Raw genomic sequence first — 17,004 nt, 5'->3', positions numbered from 1 at the left:
GCATCACAAGCAAGCACAAACACCTCACGCCCTGATCGCCACCGGTCAGGGCGCTTTCGGTCAACCGCCCTGCTTTCTGATGGCCCAAATACTCAGTCTGCGCGCAGGCGCAAAACGGCACCCGGATTCATGATGCCATTCGGATCAAGTGCCGCCTTGATCGCCCGCATCGCCGACAGTTTCGCCGGATCGCCATAGCGCTCCAGATCTTCGGACTTGAGACGCCCGACCCCGTGTTCGGCTGAAAACGACCCGTCATATTCCGCCACCAGATCATGCACCACGCGCTTCACCTCAAGCCGGATATTCTCGTACTCCGACCGGTCCCGCCCGCGCGCCGGAAACACGTTGTAATGCAGGTTGCCATCGCCCAGATGCCCGAAACAATTCACCCGCACATCGCCCAAGGCCTCAAGCCGCTTGATCCCTTCGGGGATAAAGGCCGCGATCTTCGAGAGCGGGATGGAAATGTCATGAGAGGAAATCGACCCGACACGTTTGTTCCCCTCAGGAATCGTCTCGCGCAGGGTCCAGAAGTCCTGCCGCTGCGCTTCGCTTTGGGCGATGACCCCGTCGGAGACCAGCCCCGCCTCGAACCCCTGCTCGAACAGCGTGGCGAGCATCTCCTCCGGATCGGACGCACCTGACACGCCGAGATCAATCAGTACGCTCCACTCGGGATGGTTCTCGAATGGCTGGCGCAGATCGGGCATGGTATCCGACAGGAAATCCAGCCCCATGCCGGAGATCAGTTCAAAAGCCGAAATCCCCTCCCCCGCGATGCCCTGTGCCATGTTCAACAGCTCCAGCGCCGCCGCAGGCGAAGGCACGATCAGAATCGCCGCCGCTGTGCGCTCCGGTCGCGGGAAAAGCCGCAGCGCCGCAGCCGTGATCACGCCCAGCGTGCCCTCGGCCCCGATCAGAAGGTTGCGGAGGTCATAGCCCGTGTTGTCCTTGCGCAGCCGTTTCAACCCGTGGAAAATCTGCCCGTCCGGCAGCACAGCCTCAATCCCGAGACACAATTCCCGCGCATTGCCGTAGCGCAGCACATTCAAGCCGCCGGCATTGGTCGAAAGGTTGCCCCCGATCCGGCAAGACCCTTCAGCCCCCAAGGAAAGCGGGAACAGGCGGTCTTGCTCCTCTGCGGCGGTCTGCACATCGGCAAGGATCGCACCGGCTTCGGCCACGATGACATTCTCCTGCGGATAGACCCCACGGATTTTTGTCATTTTCTCAAGCGAGAGCACCACAGGCTCAGGGCCGTCATGGGCGATCTGCCCGAGCACCAACCCCGTTCCGCCGCCCAAGGGGACAATGCTGACACAGGCTGCATTGCACAATTGCATGATGGTCGAAACCTCCTCCACCGTCGACGGACAGGCAATGGTGGCCGCTTGGCCCTGATAACGCCCGCGCGGGTCTTCCAATTCACCAGGACGCCGCTCTCGCAACGTGCCGGCAGGCAAAGCCGCTTCAAGGCGGGTCAGAAACTCGGGGGTGGCTGAGTGTATCATGGGCGGCTCCTTCGTCACAGATGTAGCCTCCGGCGCCCGTCGCCTCAATCCAAAATCTCAGGCCGAAACCTTAGGCCTGACCGATTGTCGTCGGTCCGCGCCGGTCGGGATGCAACGCGGAATAAAGCACATGGTTGCGCCAGCGCCCGTTGATCTGGAGATAGGCCTGCGCCACGCCTTCATATTTGAAACCGGCCTTTTCCAGCGCCCCGCGCGAGGCGACATTTTCCGGCAAGCACGCCGCTTCAAGCCTGCTCAGACGCATGCGGGTAAAAGCGTGGTGGGTGACGGCGGCGATGGCCTCTTTCATATAGCCGTGGCGGGCATAACGCGCACCGATCCAGTAGCCGATGGTGCCCGCCTGCGCCGGACCACGGCGGATATTGTCGAGCGTCAACGCGCCCAAAAGCGCATTGTCCTCGCGCCGGAACAGAAAGACCGGAAGCCCTGTATCGCTTTTGAAACTGCGCTCGGCCCAGATCACACGATTGGTGAATGATTTGCGGGTCAGATGGTCCTCAGACCAAGTGGGCTCCCACGGTTGCAGAAACTCCATGCTTTCAGAGCGCAAGGCCGCCCAGGCGCGATAGTCCGAATGCTGGGGAAGGCGCAGCGTCATACGCTCCGTCTCGATCCTTACCTTCGGCCGTCGCATCAGCATCAGGCAGCAAACCTCTCACGCAGATCTTCAAGTTCCGGCGCGGCTTTCACCGGACCATAGAGCGCCATGGAGGCCTTGCCCAATCCGGTCTGCGCCAGAAACTCCCGCACACTTTCAAGGCCGACCGCGTCGATCCGCTCGACCGTTTCCTCAAGTGCCGGAATACGTCCCCAGATGCCCAGCATCCGTGCGTTGCGCTCGGAGCGCGAGGACGGGCTTTCCAACCCCATCAACAGCCCTGCCTTGATCTGCGCCCGTGCACGATCCACTTCGACCATCGTCATCTCGGAGGCGGCGCGTTTCATCTCGTCCACCGTCACCTCGGCCAGTTCCGCGATCTGCTCGCCGGAGGTGCCCGCGTAGATCGTGGTCAGACCGGTGTCGGAATAGGCCCCCGACTGCGCATAGATCGTGTAACACAGCCCGCGTTTTTCGCGCAGTTCCTGAAACAGACGCGAAGACATACCACCGCCCAAAGCCGTGGTCGCGGTCTGGGCAATATAAATATTCTCGTCCCGATAGGCCGGCCCTTCAAAAGCCAGCGTGAAATGCGCCTGTTCCAGGGATTTGACCTTGCGAAACTCGCCGCCCTCGAACCGTGCCGGATCGGCATAATCGCGACCGTGCGGTTTGAGGTCGCCAAAGATCGCCTCGGCCTCGGCCACGATCCGGTCGTGATCGATATTCCCCGCCGCTGACAGGACCATGCGTTCGGGGCTGTAATGCTCTTCCACAAAGCCTGCGAGGTCGTCACGGGTAAAATTCCGCACCCGTTCAGCAGGGCCAAGGATTGTGCGGCCCAGCGCCTGTTTCGGGAAGGTCGCCTCTTGCAGCCAGTCGAAAATCACATCATCGGGCGTATCAAGCGCCTGACCGATCTCGGAGAGGATCACACCGCGTTCGACTTCCAGTTCATGGGGATCGAAAATCGGGTTCAGAACAATGTCCCCGATCACATCCAGCGCCAGAGACACATCGTCTTTGAGCACCCGCGCATAATAAGCCGTGGTTTCCCGCGTGGTATAGGCGTTGAGATAACCGCCGACATTTTCCAGCACTTCCGCGATTTGCAAAGGCGTGCGGCGCTTGGTGCCCTTGAACGCCATATGTTCGAGAAAATGCGCAATGCCGTTCTGTTCGATGCGCTCGTGCCGCCCACCCGCCAGCACCCAGACCCCGATCGACGCGCTTTGCATCGATGGCTGAAGTTCGGTGACAATCCGAAAACCGTTAGGAAGGGTGTGGATACGTGGACTCAAGCGAGACGCTCCTTAATGAGGGATTTAAGACGATCGAGGTCATTGGGCACCACTGTGAACCGCTCGTCGCGCTCAAACAGATCGGCCATATGTTCCGGCAGGTCCGGATGAATGCCACAGGCCGCTTCGACCGCTGCGGGGAATTTCGCCGGATGCGCGGTCGAAAGCGAGATCATCGGCACATCGCCCAAATGCTCTTCGGCCACTTTCACAGCCACAGCCGTATGCGGGCAGAGAACCTCGCCCGTGCGTCTGTGCATATCGGCAATGGTGGCCGTGGTTTCTTCTTCGGAGGCGCGACCCGATTGGAACGTGTCCCGCAGGCGGTCCATCGCCCCTTGGGAAATCTTGAACGCGCCCGATTTGAACTCGTCCATAAGCTGCGCAATCGCCGCACCTTCGCGGTCATAGACATCAAAAAGCGCACGTTCGAAATTCGACGACACCTGAATATCCATCGACGGGCTGATCGAGGGGACCACGCCTTCTTTCGTGCAGGCCCCTGTTTCCATCGTCCGGTGCAGAATGTCGTTCTGGTTTGTGGCAATCACCAGCGTCTCGATCGGAAGGCCCATGCGCTTGGCAATATAGCCCGCAAAGATGTCCCCGAAATTGCCAGTCGGCACGGTGAAGGAAACCTTGCGATGCGGCGCGCCCAGAGAGACGGCGGAGGTGAAGTAATACACCACCTGCGCCAGCACCCGCGCCCAGTTGATCGAATTGACCGCCGCAAGTTTTACGTGATCGCGGAAGTCGATATCGGCAAACATATCCTTGAGTGCTGCCTGGCAATCGTCAAAGTCGCCCTCAACCGCAAGCGCGTGGACATTGGACTCGGACGGGGTCGTCATCTGGCGACGCTGCACATCGGAGACGCGACCATGCGGGAAGAGGATGAACACATCCACATTCGACAGGCCCTTGAAGGCCTCGATAGCAGCAGATCCGGTATCCCCCGAAGTCGCACCGACAATGGTCACATGCTCCCCGCGCCGCGTCAGTGCGGCCTGAAACAGTTGCCCGATCAGCTGCATGGCGAAATCCTTGAACGCCAGCGTCGGTCCGTGAAACAGCTCAAGCAGGAAGTGGTTCGGCCCCAACTGCACCAAAGGCGCGCGGGCGTCATGTTTGAAGCCGGCATAGGCCTTTGCGATGATCTCCTGAAACTCGGCATCGGTGAAAGTGTCGCCAATGAAAGGCTTCATCACCTTGAAGGCGGCCTCCTCATACGACAGCCCCGCCAGCGCGGCAATCTCGCCTTCGCTCAGGGTCGGAATGGTCTCGGGCACATAGAGCCCGCCATCAGAAGCAAGGCCCGTCAACATGGCCTCTTCAAAGTTCAAAACCGGCGCATCGCCGCGGGTCGAGATATAACGCATGTGCTCCGCTCGTCAGATTGTTCGCGTCCTGATACGCCAGAGAAGGAAAAGAGTCATCCCTAACCAGACAAGACAGAGCGAAAACCACGTGATCGCATATTCGAGATGGTCATTCGGGATGCCCTCGACGCCCACGGGCATCGGTTCGATCCCCTCCCCTGTGCTTTCTCGTGCCACGATCAGGACCGGCTCTGTGTCCAAAGCCGCCGCCATCGCCGGAATGTCCCGCCCGAACCAGATGTTGCGCGCCATGTCCGGCTCAGGGGTCGAGGCGTTCATATCATCCGGCCAATGCAGATTGCCGATAACAGTGACGGCCCCCTTGGGACGCACCGTCTCTTTCGCCTCGTCGGGCACAAATCCGCGATCCAGCAACACTCGCCGCCCGTCGTCCAAGGTCAGCGGCGCGACGATCAGATAGCCCGCGCCGATCTGCTTGCGCGAGACCAGAACATGCAGCTCCGCATCCCCGATCTCCCCTTCCACCACCACCGGCAGGTATTTCATGGACGGATCGACCACAGCCGGCAGCGGCACGGGATCGGCGCGGATCTCCGCTCTGATCTCGGCCAGAACCCCCTCTTTCCACGCCAGACGCGACAGCTGCCATGTGCCCAGCCAGATCAGAATGCCACAGCCGAGGACACCGATCACGATAGGGAAAATCATCCGTTTGTGCATCTTTTCTCCACAAAGGCTCTCCAATGGAAAAGGGCGCGAGACCCGCGCCCTTCTAACCGGTTTTCTGATGGCGGGAAATACTCAGGGCGCTTACTGGCCCCAGATGTAAACCGCCACAAACAGGAACAGCCAGACGACATCCACAAAGTGCCAATACCATGCGGCGGCCTCGAACCCGATGTGATCCTCCGGCGTAAAGTCACCACGCATCGCACGAACCAGACAGATGGTCAGGAAAATCGTGCCGATGATCACATGGAAGCCGTGGAACCCCGTGGCCATAAAGAAGGAGCCAAAGAAGAAATCCCCCCCGAAGGTCCAACCTTCATGCACAAGCAGCTCGTAGTATTCATAGGCCTGAAACAGTGTGAACACCGCGCCGAAACCCACACCAATCGCCAGACCGGCGACGAGATCCTTGCGGATATTACCATGCACCAGCGCATGGTGAGCCCATGTCACGGCACAGCCGGACAGCAACAGGATCAGCGTATTCATCAGCGGCAGGTGGAAGGCATCCACCGGAATGAACTCGGGCTTCACATATTCCGTGCCCGGATAGCTCCACATCGGATAGAGCGCATTCTTGAAAAACGCCCAGAACCATGCGGCAAAGAACATCGCCTCGGACATGATGAACATGATGAAACCGTAGCGCAGGCCGATCCGCACCACAGGCGTGTGATCTCCCGCCTTGTTTTCCTTGATCGTCTCACCCCACCAGCTCCACATCACATAGAGCACACCGATGAAACCGATGAGGAAGATATAGGGGTTGTCCTTGGCCATCCACATCACCGCGCCAAAGAGCATGACAAAGGCAGCCATTGCGCCCATCAGCGGCCAGGGCGACGGTGGAAGGATGTGGTAGTCGTGGTTCTTTTCGTGCGCCATTGCGTGCGTCCCTCTCCCTTAGAGTGCCCGTTCGGGCTTAGTTCACAGTGGTCTGCTCAGGGCTGCCGCTGTCCAGCGCGGCATAATCCTCGGGCAGATCTGTTTCGTGAAATGTATAAGACAGTGTGATCCGATGCACATATTTCGCATCCCTGTCGGTGGTAATGTCCGGATCGACATAGAAGGTCACGGGCATCAGCACCCGCTCACCGGGCTTGAGTATCTGTTCGGTAAAGCAGAAACAGTCGATCTTGGTAAAGAAATTGCCCGCCTCGAAGGGCGCGACATTGTAAGAGGCCGTGCCCGCGATCACGCGATCGGTCGGGTTGTAAGCCTCGTAAAACGCCAGCCCCGTCTCCCCGATCCGCAATTCCATCACGTTTTCAACCGGCTTGAACTCCCACGGCATCGACGGATCCGTGTTGGCGTCAAAGCGGATTTTAATGGTCTCGTCCAGAATGACATCCGAGGCGGTCTCTGCCACATCCGTGGTACCACCAAAGCCCGTCACCCGACAGAACCAGCTGTAAAACGGCACCGAGGCCCACGCCAGCGCGCCCATGAGGGTCACCACCCCCACGAGTTGCAGCACTGTCTTTTGCGGACCTTGGAGTGCCATCAGTATTGTGTCTCCTGCGTTGCGATGGAGGGATCCAGCACGGTCACCTTGACCACGGTCAACCCGATCAGCAGCACGACAAAGGCGGCCAAAGCCAGCCCCAGCCCCACATTGCGGGAGCGACGGCGGGCGTGAATGTCATGCAGCTTGGTGATTGCCATCTCAGAACGGCCCTCCGATGCCAAAGGAAAAGAGCACCTTGTCCGCCATAAGCGCCATGAAATGCAGGAAGGTATAGGCCAGCGACAGTTTGAAAAACGCGCGTTCGGCCTTGTAGCCGTCCGCCTCCGCCTCGACCTCATCGCGCCGCCAGAGCACCACAGCCCCGCGCAGGAACAAAGCGTTCATCACCACGGCAACGACCAGATAGCTCCACCCCGCCAAGGGCGTGGCAAACATTGCCGCGGCGAATCCTGCCAGAAGCACGGTGTAGACAAGGATATGGTTGCGCGTCGCACGCTTGCCGTGGGTGACGGTCAGCATCGGCACTTTCGCCTTGTCGTAATCCGCGTTCATGAACAGCGCCAGAGACCAGAAATGCGGCGGCGTCCACATAAAGACCAGCATGAACATCAGAACCGAAGACAGCGTGATGTCCCCCGTCACCGCCGCCCAGCCGATCATCGGAGGAAATGCGCCCGAAGCCCCGCCGATCACGATGTTCTGCGGCGTCGCGCGTTTGAGCCACATGGTGTAGACCACCGCATAGAAAAAGATGGTGAAGGCCAAAAGCGCCGCTGCGACCCAGTTTGTCGCAAGATACAGCATGACGACCGAAAAGGCCGAAAGCGTCAGGCCAAGGCCCAGCGCCTCTTCGCGCGTAACTTTTCCCGCCGGAATCGGGCGCGACTTGGTGCGTTTCATCACCATATCGATGTCGCTGTCATACCACATGTTCAGCGCACCGGAGGCTCCGCCGCCGATCGCAATGCACAGAATTGCGAAAAAGCCCAGAAACGGGTGAATCCCGCCCGGAGCCACGATGAGACCGGCAAAAGCCGTGAACACGACCAGAGACATCACACGCGGCTTGAGCAGCGCGAAATAGTCGCCGAATTCCGCCTCGTGTTTGTCGTCCAAAATGATCGTCGCGTCAGTCATCGCATATTGTCCAGTGCGTTTTGCCAGTTGTGAAGATGCCCCCCGACGGGCTTTGACCTCTTTTGGGGGGCGCTTTCGTGCGTGGGTCTTGTTCTTGTATATGGCGGGGCGGTTGATCCGCCCTCACCGGAAATCTCAGTTGGCAGATGCCAGTTTGATTGTGCTCGGAGCGGCGTCATTGGCGGCGTAAAGCTCTTTGGCCTCAGCCAGCCAAGCGTCATATTCGTCCTGCTCCACCACCTGCACCGTAATCGGCATATAGGCGTGGTCCTTGCCGCAAAGTTCGGAACACTGGCCAAAGAAGGTGCCGGTTTTCTCGGCCTTGAACCAAAGCTCGGCCACACGGCCCGGAACGGCATCCTGTTTCACGCCAAAGGCAGGGATTGTCCAGCTGTGGATCACATCCGCACCAGTCACGCCCATCACGATTGTCTTACCCACAGGCACAACAACCTTGGTATCGGTGGCCAACAGGAACTGGTCCTCGGAATAACCCGCCCGCACCAGCTTGTCGCGCATCGCATCGTTCAGCACATAGTTGCGCGCACCGGCGTCGTAATCCTCATCCGTCATATTGGCAGGGTGACCCAGAAGATAGCTGTCGAAGGCAATGTCTTCGTCCACATATTCATAGCCCCAATACCATTGGTAGCCCGTCACCTTGATATAGATGTCGCCCTCCGGAATTTCCTGCTGTTTGAACAGCACCGGAAGGGAAAACGCGCCAATGACTACGAGAATCAGGATCGGCACGATGGTCCAGGCCACCTCGATCGGCGTGTGGTGGGTAAAGCTCGCCGGCGTTTTGTTGACCTTGCGGTTGTAGCGCACGATCACCCAGAGGATCAGCGCACAGACGAACCCGACGATCAGGGCAATGACCACCAGAAGCATATGATCAAGCGATTGCAGATCACGGGCCAGTTCCGTCGCGGCAGGCTGGAACCCTGTCTTGCCCGACACGGGCGCGCCCAGAAGTTCACCATCCTGGGCCCATGCCCCGGTCGCCATACCGGTCGTGGTCAGCGTTGCAAAAAGAGCGGCCGCCGCAGCGGACCCAAAAGATTTTGTGCGCATTGTCTCTTCCCTAGGTTGCAATCAGGGTTGTTTCCCCGACGGCTGCCCCGGTATTCCGGGTGCGTTTTCGTTTGAGTCTGCCCTATCAAAGACCATATTAGGCGTGACGGGACAAGAATTCCTATCCGCATTCAGCTGTTTTTTTGATCTAGATCAAGTCTAAAGGGAGAAAATCCATGACTTCGAGCCGTTTTGACCCATTTACAAATGCGATCGAACTTGAAAACTCCCTTGCGATTCTCCGTGAGGCCGTCGCGGGGGCCGATGATGGCGAGCTTTTTCTCGAACGGCGCACCTCCGAAGGTCTGGTCCTTGATGATGGCCGCATTCGCACCGCATCATATGATGCGTCCGAAGGGTTCGGGCTACGTGCCGTGCGGGGCGAAACCACCGGATATGCCCATTCCACAGAGATCACCGAACAGGCCATCCGGCGCGCCGCCGAAACCGCACGTCTCGCCGTGGGCGAAGGCGGCGGCACATTGGCCGACGCCCCGCGCCTGACCAACGTGCATCTCTACACCGACGAAAACCCGCTCGACGGCGCCGCCTTTGATGTGAAAATCGAGACGCTCAAAGAGATCGACGACTACCTGCGCGACCTTGATGCCCGTGTTGTGCAGGTCACCGCCTCGCTCGCCGCCTCCCATCAGGAGGTCTACATCCTGCGCCCCGAAGGCGGGCTGACCTCCGACATCCGTCCGATGGCGCGACTCTCCATTTCCGTCATTGTCGAACAGAATGGCCGTCGTGAAAGCGGCTCTGCGGGCGGTGGCGGACGGTTTGGCCTGACCGGTCTCATCGCACCGGATCACTGGCAGGGTGTGGCCCGCGAGGCCCTGCGCATTGCCGTAGTCAACCTCGAAGCCGTCCCCGCCCCCGCCGGTGTCATGGATGTGGTGCTCGGACCGGGCTGGCCCGGCGTATTGCTGCACGAAGCAGTCGGGCACGGGCTCGAAGGCGATTTCAACCGCAAGAAAACCTCTGCCTTCGCAGGGCTGATGGGCCAACAGGTCGCCGCCAAGGGTGTCACCGTGCTGGACGATGGCACCATCCCCGACCGGCGCGGGTCGATCTCTGTCGATGACGAAGGCACCCCCTCGGAGAAAACCACGCTCATCGAGGACGGTGTTCTTGTTGGCTACATGCAGGACCGCCAGAACGCACGCCTCATGGGCGTCACCCCCACCGGCAACGGTCGGCGCGAAAGCTACGCCCACGCCCCGATGCCGCGGATGACCAACACCTATATGCTGGGCGGAGATGCCGCTCCAGACGAGATCATCTCCGACATGAAAGACGGTATCTATGCCGTGGGCTTCTCCGGCGGTCAGGTCGACATCACCAACGGCAAATTCGTCTTCAACTGCACCGAAGCCTATCGAGTCGAGAACGGCCGGATCGGCGCACCGGTCAAAGGGGCCACGTTGATCGGAGACGGAGCCACCGCCATGAAACATGTGCGCGCCATTGGCAATGACATGGCGCTTGATCCCGGCGTTGGGAACTGTGGCAAACAGGGGCAATGGGTGCCCGTGGGTGTCGGCCAGCCGACACTGCTGATCGGCGGGCTGACGGTCGGCGGTTCTGCCGCATAAGCGCTCCCTTCGGATTTCTCCCGAACCAAGGCGGGCCTCGCGCCCGCCTTTGGCATATCCCGTTTCTGGCCTGCCCTGTCTCTGGCCTGCCCTGTCTCTGGCCTGTCCTGTCTCTGGCCTGTCCTGTCTCTGGCCTGTCCTGTCTCTGGCCTGTCCTGTCTCTGGCATGACCGGCCCGAAGCGAAAAAACTTCATTTGTTTGCGAAAAAGGCCAAATTTTTCTGTTTTTGGTAACTGCTCATTAACCATTTTGAGCGAATGTGAAGGGGCAAGAGACGGAGAGAGTTGGTTCCTTGGATTTCATCCCTTCCCACCACCCCCTCACCCCACCCCACACCGAGGAAGATCGGGCCATCTGGCTTCGCCTCTTGCGCTCTCGCCGCGTTGGCGTGAGTACCTTTTACCGGCTGATGAAAGAACACGGCGATGCGGCCGCAGCCCTTGAGGCCCTGCCCGAAATCGCCCGACAGGCCGGTGTTTCCGATTATCACATCTGCCCTCAAGGCGTGATCGACGCCGAACTGCGGGCGGGGCGCAAACAGGGGGCGCGGCTCCTGCTGCGCGGTGATCCCGACTATCCCGCGCTTCTGGCGCAGATCGACGACGCGCCGCCCGCGCTCTGGGTCAAGGGCGACCTTTCCCTGCTCGAACGTCCCGCACTGGCCATCGTAGGGGCGCGCAATGCCTCCTCACTGGGCCATCGCTTCACGCGCACACTCTGCCGCGATCTTGGTGCAGAAGGGTTTGCCATCGCCTCCGGCCTCGCCCGCGGGATCGACGCAAGCGCGCATGAAGCGGCCTTGGACACCGGCACGCTTGCCGTTCTGGCCGGTGGTCTGGACCAGATCTACCCCGCAGAAAACACCGCGCTTTATCACAACATTGCCGAGTCGGGCTTGCTGTTGTCCGAGCAGCCGTTCGGCATGAAACCCTTTGCCCGCCACTTTCCGATGCGCAACCGGATCGTCTCCGGTCTGGCCCGCGCCACCATCGTCGTGGAGGCCGCCGCGCGCTCCGGCTCGCTTCTCACCGCAGGCAATGCGCTAGATCAGGGGCGGGAGGTCATGGCCGTGCCGGGGCATCCGTTTGATGCACGCTCGGCGGGGTGCAACATCCTGTTGCGCGATGGGGCCACCCTCATTCGCAGCGCCCGCGACGTGATCGACACGCTGGCCGCAGCCTCGCCCCTGGCCCAAACCGCCATGACCACCCCGCAAGAGGCCATCACCGTGCCCTCGCCTCCCGCAGAGACCCGCACTCTGGCCGATCACGCCGCCCTCCATACGGAGATTCTCTCCCGCCTGTCCGGCGCTCCCCTGCCCGAGGACGACCTGATCCGCGACCTTGGCGTGGCCCCCGAACGTGCCAGTGCGGAGATTCTCAACCTCGAACTCGATGGCCGGATCGCACGCAAACCCGGCGGTATGCTTGCGCTGGGATAAGTGCCGGAACCACGTCACAGCCGCCTCCGGCCTTGCCCGTAACAGCCCCGCCTCGCGTCTCTTTGCGCCGATCCCTGAGGTCACAGTTTCGTCGGGACACACAAGAAAAGCGGAAGGCTGCGACACAATAATCAACGCTTTGCATTGACATTCCCCACAGGCTCAGACCATTTTCCGCCGCCATAAGCCCCATTCACACGAGAATCTTAAGGACCGTCCATGCCAGTTGTTGTTGTCGAATCCCCGGCCAAGGCCAAAACGATCAACAAGTATCTGGGCAAGGATTACACGGTGCTGGCCTCCTACGGCCACGTTCGCGACCTGCCGCCGAAAGATGGCTCGGTCGATCCGGACCATGAATTCGAGATGAAATGGGAGATCGGCGCGGACAGTCGCAAACACGTCAAAGCCATCGCCGATGCGCTCAAAGACGACGACGAACTGATCCTCGCGACTGACCCCGATCGCGAAGGGGAAGCGATTTCGTGGCACTTGCAGGAGGCTCTGACCAAACGCCGCGCGATCAAGAAATCCACCGCTGTGTCACGCGTGACCTTCAACGCCATCACCAAACCCGCCATTCTGGAGGCCATGAAGCATCCGCGTCAGGTCGATGTGCCTCTGGTCGACGCCTATCTGGCGCGCCGTGCGCTTGATTATCTTGTGGGCTTCAACCTCTCCCCCGTTTTGTGGCGCAAATTGCCGGGCGCGCGCTCCGCAGGGCGGGTGCAATCGGTCTGCCTGCGCCTGATCGTCGAGCGCGAACAAGAGATCGAAGCCTTCAACCCGCAGGAATACTGGACCGTCAAGGCGCTTCTGGAAACGCCGCGCGGGCAGAGTTTTGAAGCGCGCCTGACCCAGCTCTCCGGCAAGAAGCTCGACAAATTCGATCTGAAAGACCGGATGAGCGCCGAAATGGCCGTTCAGGCGGTCAGTTCGCGGGCGCTCAAAGTCGCCTCTGTCGAAGCCAAACCCGGCTCGCGCAACCCTTCAGCGCCGTTCATGACCTCGACCCTGCAACAGGAAGCCAGCCGCAAGTTCGGCATGGGCGCGCGCCAGACGATGAACGCGGCGCAGCGGCTCTATGAGGCAGGTCTCATCACCTATATGCGGACCGACGGGATCGACATGGCCCCCGAGGCGGTCGCGCAAGCCCGTGAGGCAATCAAGGCGCGCTATGGCGAGCAATATGTGCCCAAAAGCCCGCGGATTTATAAGAACAAGGCCAAAAACGCCCAAGAGGCTCACGAATGTATCCGCCCGACGGATATGTTCGCCGCCCCCGACAAGGTCAATCTGGGCGACGCCGACCAGCGCAAGCTCTACGACCTGATCTGGAAACGCACCATTGCCGCCCAGATGGAAGGCGCGAAACTCGAACGCACCACCGTGGACATCGCCTCTGACGACCATGAGGTTGTGCTGCGTGCCACCGGTCAGGTCGTTGTCTTTGACGGGTTCATGGCGGTCTATACCGAAGGCCGCGATGATGTGGAGGAGGACGACGAGGGCCGCCTGCCGCAGATCACGCAGGGCGAGGCTCTGAAAAAAGTGGCGGGCGGGCTCAAGGCCCAAGCCGCCGAAAAAGAGGCGATTCTGGGCGCGGAAGACGCCGTTATGGGGCTTCAGCACCACACCAACCCGCCGCCACGCTACACCGAGGCCACCTTGGTCAAGCGCATGGAAGAACTGGGCATCGGGCGCCCGTCCACCTATGCCTCCGTGCTGACGACGATTGTCGACCGCGAATATGTGCGCAAGGAACAGAACCGCCTGATTCCAGAGGACAAGGGCCGGATCGTTACAATCTTCCTGATGAATTTCTTCCGCAAATATGTGGGCTATGAATTCACCGCGAATCTCGAAGAGGAGCTTGACGAAATCTCAGCGGGCGAACTCGATTACAAAGAGGTTCTGGCGAAATTCTGGCGTGACTTCCATGCGGCCATTGCGGAAACCTCCGACCTGCGCATCTCCGAAGTGCTCGACAAGCTCGACGACGCGCTCGCCCCGCAGCTTTACCCGCCGCGCGAAGATGGCTCCGATCCGCGCGTCTGTCCGAAATGCGGACAAGGCTCGCTCCATCTGAAAACCTCGCGCACGGGCGGGTTTGTCGGTTGTTCCAACTATCCCGAATGCACCTACACACGTCCGATTGCGGGCGAAGGTGCCGAAGGGGACGAACGTCTTCTGGGCGAGGACAACGGCGACGAAATCTGGCTCAAATCCGGACGGTTCGGCCCCTATGTGCAACGTGGGGAGCCGACACCCGAAAACAAGAAACCGCCACGCGCCTCCCTGCCCAAGGGCTGGTCGAAAGACGACATGGACCTTGAGAAAGCGCTCACGCTTTTGTCCCTGCCCCGCGAGATCGGCGAACATCCCGAAGGCGGCATGATCAAGGCCAATTTCGGACGGTTCGGCCCCTATCTGATGCACCAGCTGCCCGATGAGGCCAAGCCCGTCTATGCCAACCTCAAAGACCCGAATGACGTGTTCGAATGCGGTATGAACCGCGCGGTGGAACTGATCACCGAGAAGCGCAACAATCCGGGACGCGGGCGCTCGGCGGCGGCGAAGCCGTTGAAAGAACTGGGCGAGCATCCTGATGGCGGCGGGCCGGTGAATGTGATGGAGGGGCGCTATGGCCCCTATGTGAAATGGGAAAAGGTCAATGCGACCTTGCCCAAAGACATCAAACCGGAAGACCTGACCATGGAGCAGGCCGTGGAACTGATCGCGGAGAAGGCGGCCAAGGGCGGCAAAAAGAAAGCCCCCGCCAAGAAAAAAGCCGCGCCGAAGAAAAAGCCGGCGGCCAAGAAAGCTCCGGCGAAAAAGAAAGCTGCGGCTAAGAAGGCAACAGCCTCTTCAAGTGATGATGGTGATGTCGTCGAATAATCTCCACAGAATGATTAAAGGGCGCCCTCAAAGGCGCCCTGATTCATTCAGAATTTCGGCTTGAACCGGTTGACGGGAATCGAGAACACCGCCCTGCCCTTGTCATCCGGCTCCGGCAAACGCCCGCCCCGAATATTGACCTGAAGCGCATAGAGCATCCGCGCCGGCAAAGGCAGGGTCGCGTCACGCGCATCGCGGGTCCGAATAAATTCCTCTTTCGAAATCCCGTCTTTCACATGGATATTCGAGGCTTTGTGCTCCGCCACAGTGGCCATACAGGCTTCCTCGCGCCCGCCTTTACGGTAGTCATGCCCCACAAAGATGCGCGTGTTGTCAGGCATCGCCAAAATGGTTTGCAAGCTGTTCCAGAGTTCTTCAGACGAGCCGCCGGGAAAGTCCGCGCGAGAGGTCCCGCTGTCGGGCACCATGAACGTGTCATGGGCGAAGACCGCGTCACCTATGACATAGGTGATGGAGGCCAGCGTGTGTCCGGTGGACAGGATCACCTCGCCTTTCAGATTACCGATCTCGAACGTGTCACCCGCTTCGAACAACCGGTCCCAGTAGTCGGGGCGGTTCTTGAGGCTGTCATTGGCATAAAGGTCAGCCCAGATGTTCTGCACATCGAGAACCTTCTTGCCAATCGCCTGCGGCGCACCGAGTTTTTCCGCGAGATAAGGCGCGGAGGAAAAATGGTCCGCATGGGGATGCGTGTCCAGCACCCAGACGACCTTCAGCCCTTCTTGCTTCACATAGTCGAGCAACTCATCGGCGCTGGCGGTCCATGTCGCGCCGGAGGCCGGATCAAAATCGAGCACCGGATCGATAATGGCGGCGGATTTGGTTGCGGGGTCCGAGACGATATATTGCCAGGAACCGCTGGCCTCCTCGTAGAAAGCGGCCACATCGGGGCTTCCGGCGGCACCGGAGCTTGGGAAAACCTGCATGTCTAATATCCTTTGCGCGTCATTTCATATTCTCACTTTTGCATATGATGTGACCTGTTTCGGAATCAAGTCCGACAAAAATAATAAATTATGATAGCAGGACACAGCTTTTCTTATTTCGCACCGCCACAGGCGCAGAGCTAGTGTTGCGGCGCAGCAAAGAATTGACTTGGACCCCAATAATCCCATTAATCGGGCAAACGGATTTCGTGGAGGAGAGACATGAATAAAGTATACGGATCGGCCAAAGAGGCCCTCGACGGGGTATTGCAGGACGGGATGCTGATTGCTGCGGGCGGTTTTGGCCTGTGCGGCATCCCCGAGCTTCTGACCGAAGCCATTGTCGAAAGCGGGGTCAAAGACCTCACCGTGGCCTCGAACAATGCGGGCGTGGACGGGTTTGGCCTCGGCAAGCTTCTGGAAACCCGCCAGATCAAAAAGATGATGTCCTCCTATGTGGGCGAAAATGCCGAATTCATGCGCCAGTATCTTTCAGGCGAGCTGGAGCTTGAGTTCAACCCGCAGGGCACCTTGGCCGAGCGTATGCGTGCAGGTGGCGCGGGCATCCCCGGTTTCTACACCAAGACCGGCGTTGGCACCGTGATTGCCGAGGGCAAGGACCACCGCGAGTTTAACGGAGAGACCTATATCATGGAGGAAGGCATTTTTGCCGATCTCTCCATCGTGAAAGCATGGAAGGCCGACGAGACCGGCAACGCGATTTTCCGCAAGACCGCGCGCAACTTCAATCCGCCCGCCGCCATGTGTGGCAAAATCTGCGTGATGGAAGTCGAGGAGATCGTGCCCACAGGCTCGCTCGACCCCGATCACATCCATATGCCCGGCGTCTATGTCCATCGCCTCATTCAGGGCGAACACGAAAAGCGCATCGAGCAACGCACTACGCGCCCGCGTCCGGCAGCGTAAGGAAAAC

At 59.8% G+C, this 17,004-nt stretch carries 15 protein-coding genes; 4 read left to right on the top strand and 11 right to left on the bottom strand.

Going from position 1 to position 17,004, the window contains the following annotated elements; genetic code table 11:
* Positions 1-92: 92 nt before the first annotated feature.
* The 10 genes from KO492_RS05045 to coxB all read right to left on the bottom strand — a co-directional run bounded on the left by KO492_RS05045 (position 93) and on the right by coxB (position 9,185).
* Positions 93-1,514, bottom strand: a complete 1,422-nt coding sequence (locus KO492_RS05045; protein ID WP_216043945.1) for an FAD-binding oxidoreductase — start codon at positions 1,512-1,514, stop codon at positions 93-95.
* 70 nt (positions 1,515-1,584) lie between these two features.
* The gene (locus KO492_RS05040; RefSeq protein WP_216043944.1) at positions 1,585-2,175 is read right to left on the bottom strand and encodes a GNAT family N-acetyltransferase; all 591 of its coding nucleotides are present in this window, start codon (positions 2,173-2,175) and stop codon (positions 1,585-1,587) included.
* On the bottom strand, positions 2,175-3,434 hold the full coding sequence (locus tag KO492_RS05035) for a M16 family metallopeptidase (RefSeq protein WP_216043943.1): 1,260 nt from the start codon (positions 3,432-3,434) through the stop codon (positions 2,175-2,177). Before KO492_RS05035 ends, KO492_RS05040 begins: the two co-directional genes overlap by 1 nt.
* Positions 3,431-4,813, bottom strand: coding sequence for a threonine synthase (gene thrC, locus KO492_RS05030; RefSeq protein ID WP_216043942.1), 1,383 nt, complete (start codon positions 4,811-4,813; stop codon positions 3,431-3,433). The genes KO492_RS05035 and thrC overlap by 4 nt, the downstream gene beginning before the upstream one ends.
* 12 nt (positions 4,814-4,825) lie before the next feature.
* Positions 4,826-5,494, bottom strand: coding sequence for an SURF1 family protein (locus KO492_RS05025; protein WP_216043941.1), 669 nt, complete (start codon positions 5,492-5,494; stop codon positions 4,826-4,828).
* A gap of 90 nt (positions 5,495-5,584) precedes the next feature.
* The gene (locus KO492_RS05020) at positions 5,585-6,388 is read right to left on the bottom strand and encodes a cytochrome c oxidase subunit 3 (protein ID WP_066602847.1); all 804 of its coding nucleotides are present in this window, start codon (positions 6,386-6,388) and stop codon (positions 5,585-5,587) included.
* A 37-nt stretch (positions 6,389-6,425) separates the two neighbouring features.
* Positions 6,426-7,007 carry a cytochrome c oxidase assembly protein gene (locus tag KO492_RS05015; protein WP_216043940.1) on the bottom strand — a complete coding sequence of 194 codons (582 nt, stop codon included), beginning with the start codon at positions 7,005-7,007 and terminating at the stop codon, positions 6,426-6,428.
* Positions 7,007-7,168 (bottom strand): hypothetical protein, encoded by a 162-nt coding sequence (locus KO492_RS05010; protein ID WP_216043939.1) that lies wholly within the window; start codon positions 7,166-7,168, stop codon positions 7,007-7,009. The genes KO492_RS05015 and KO492_RS05010 overlap by 1 nt, the downstream gene beginning before the upstream one ends.
* A 1-nt stretch (position 7,169) precedes the next feature.
* Positions 7,170-8,108 carry a heme o synthase gene (gene cyoE, locus KO492_RS05005; protein ID WP_216043938.1) on the bottom strand — a complete coding sequence of 313 codons (939 nt, stop codon included), beginning with the start codon at positions 8,106-8,108 and terminating at the stop codon, positions 7,170-7,172.
* Between the two features lie 135 nt (positions 8,109-8,243).
* On the bottom strand, positions 8,244-9,185 hold the full coding sequence (gene coxB, locus KO492_RS05000; protein WP_216043937.1) for a cytochrome c oxidase subunit II: 942 nt from the start codon (positions 9,183-9,185) through the stop codon (positions 8,244-8,246).
* Between the two features lie 176 nt (positions 9,186-9,361).
* Here coxB and tldD point away from each other — a divergent pair, with 176 nt between their 5' ends.
* The 3 genes from tldD to topA all read left to right on the top strand — a co-directional run bounded on the left by tldD (position 9,362) and on the right by topA (position 15,123).
* A complete protein-coding gene (gene tldD / locus KO492_RS04995; RefSeq protein ID WP_216043936.1) occupies positions 9,362-10,783 on the top strand; it encodes a metalloprotease TldD in 1,422 nt (473 codons plus the stop codon).
* 302 nt (positions 10,784-11,085) lie between these two features.
* The gene (gene dprA, locus KO492_RS04990; RefSeq protein WP_354668235.1) at positions 11,086-12,225 is read left to right on the top strand and encodes a DNA-processing protein DprA; all 1,140 of its coding nucleotides are present in this window, start codon (positions 11,086-11,088) and stop codon (positions 12,223-12,225) included.
* A gap of 219 nt (positions 12,226-12,444) precedes the next feature.
* Positions 12,445-15,123: a type I DNA topoisomerase gene (topA, locus tag KO492_RS04985; RefSeq protein ID WP_216043935.1), complete on the top strand. Its 2,679-nt coding sequence runs from the start codon at positions 12,445-12,447 to the stop codon at positions 15,121-15,123.
* A gap of 47 nt (positions 15,124-15,170) precedes the next feature.
* Here the strand turns inward: topA and KO492_RS04980 are convergent, their stop codons facing one another.
* Positions 15,171-16,070, bottom strand: coding sequence for an MBL fold metallo-hydrolase (locus KO492_RS04980; RefSeq protein ID WP_216043934.1), 900 nt, complete (start codon positions 16,068-16,070; stop codon positions 15,171-15,173).
* 222 nt (positions 16,071-16,292) lie between these two features.
* Here KO492_RS04980 and KO492_RS04975 point away from each other — a divergent pair, with 222 nt between their 5' ends.
* Positions 16,293-16,997, top strand: a complete 705-nt coding sequence (locus KO492_RS04975) for a CoA transferase subunit A (protein WP_216043933.1) — start codon at positions 16,293-16,295, stop codon at positions 16,995-16,997.
* Positions 16,998-17,004: the final 7 nt, after the last annotated feature.

Origin of the sequence: Celeribacter halophilus, from assembly GCF_018860305.1 — a bacterium.
In the GTDB taxonomy this organism is placed as follows: domain Bacteria; phylum Pseudomonadota; class Alphaproteobacteria; order Rhodobacterales; family Rhodobacteraceae; genus Celeribacter; species Celeribacter halophilus_A.
The sequence above is the reverse complement of the archived record's forward strand: the minus strand, read 5'-3'. Positions and strand labels throughout refer to the sequence as shown.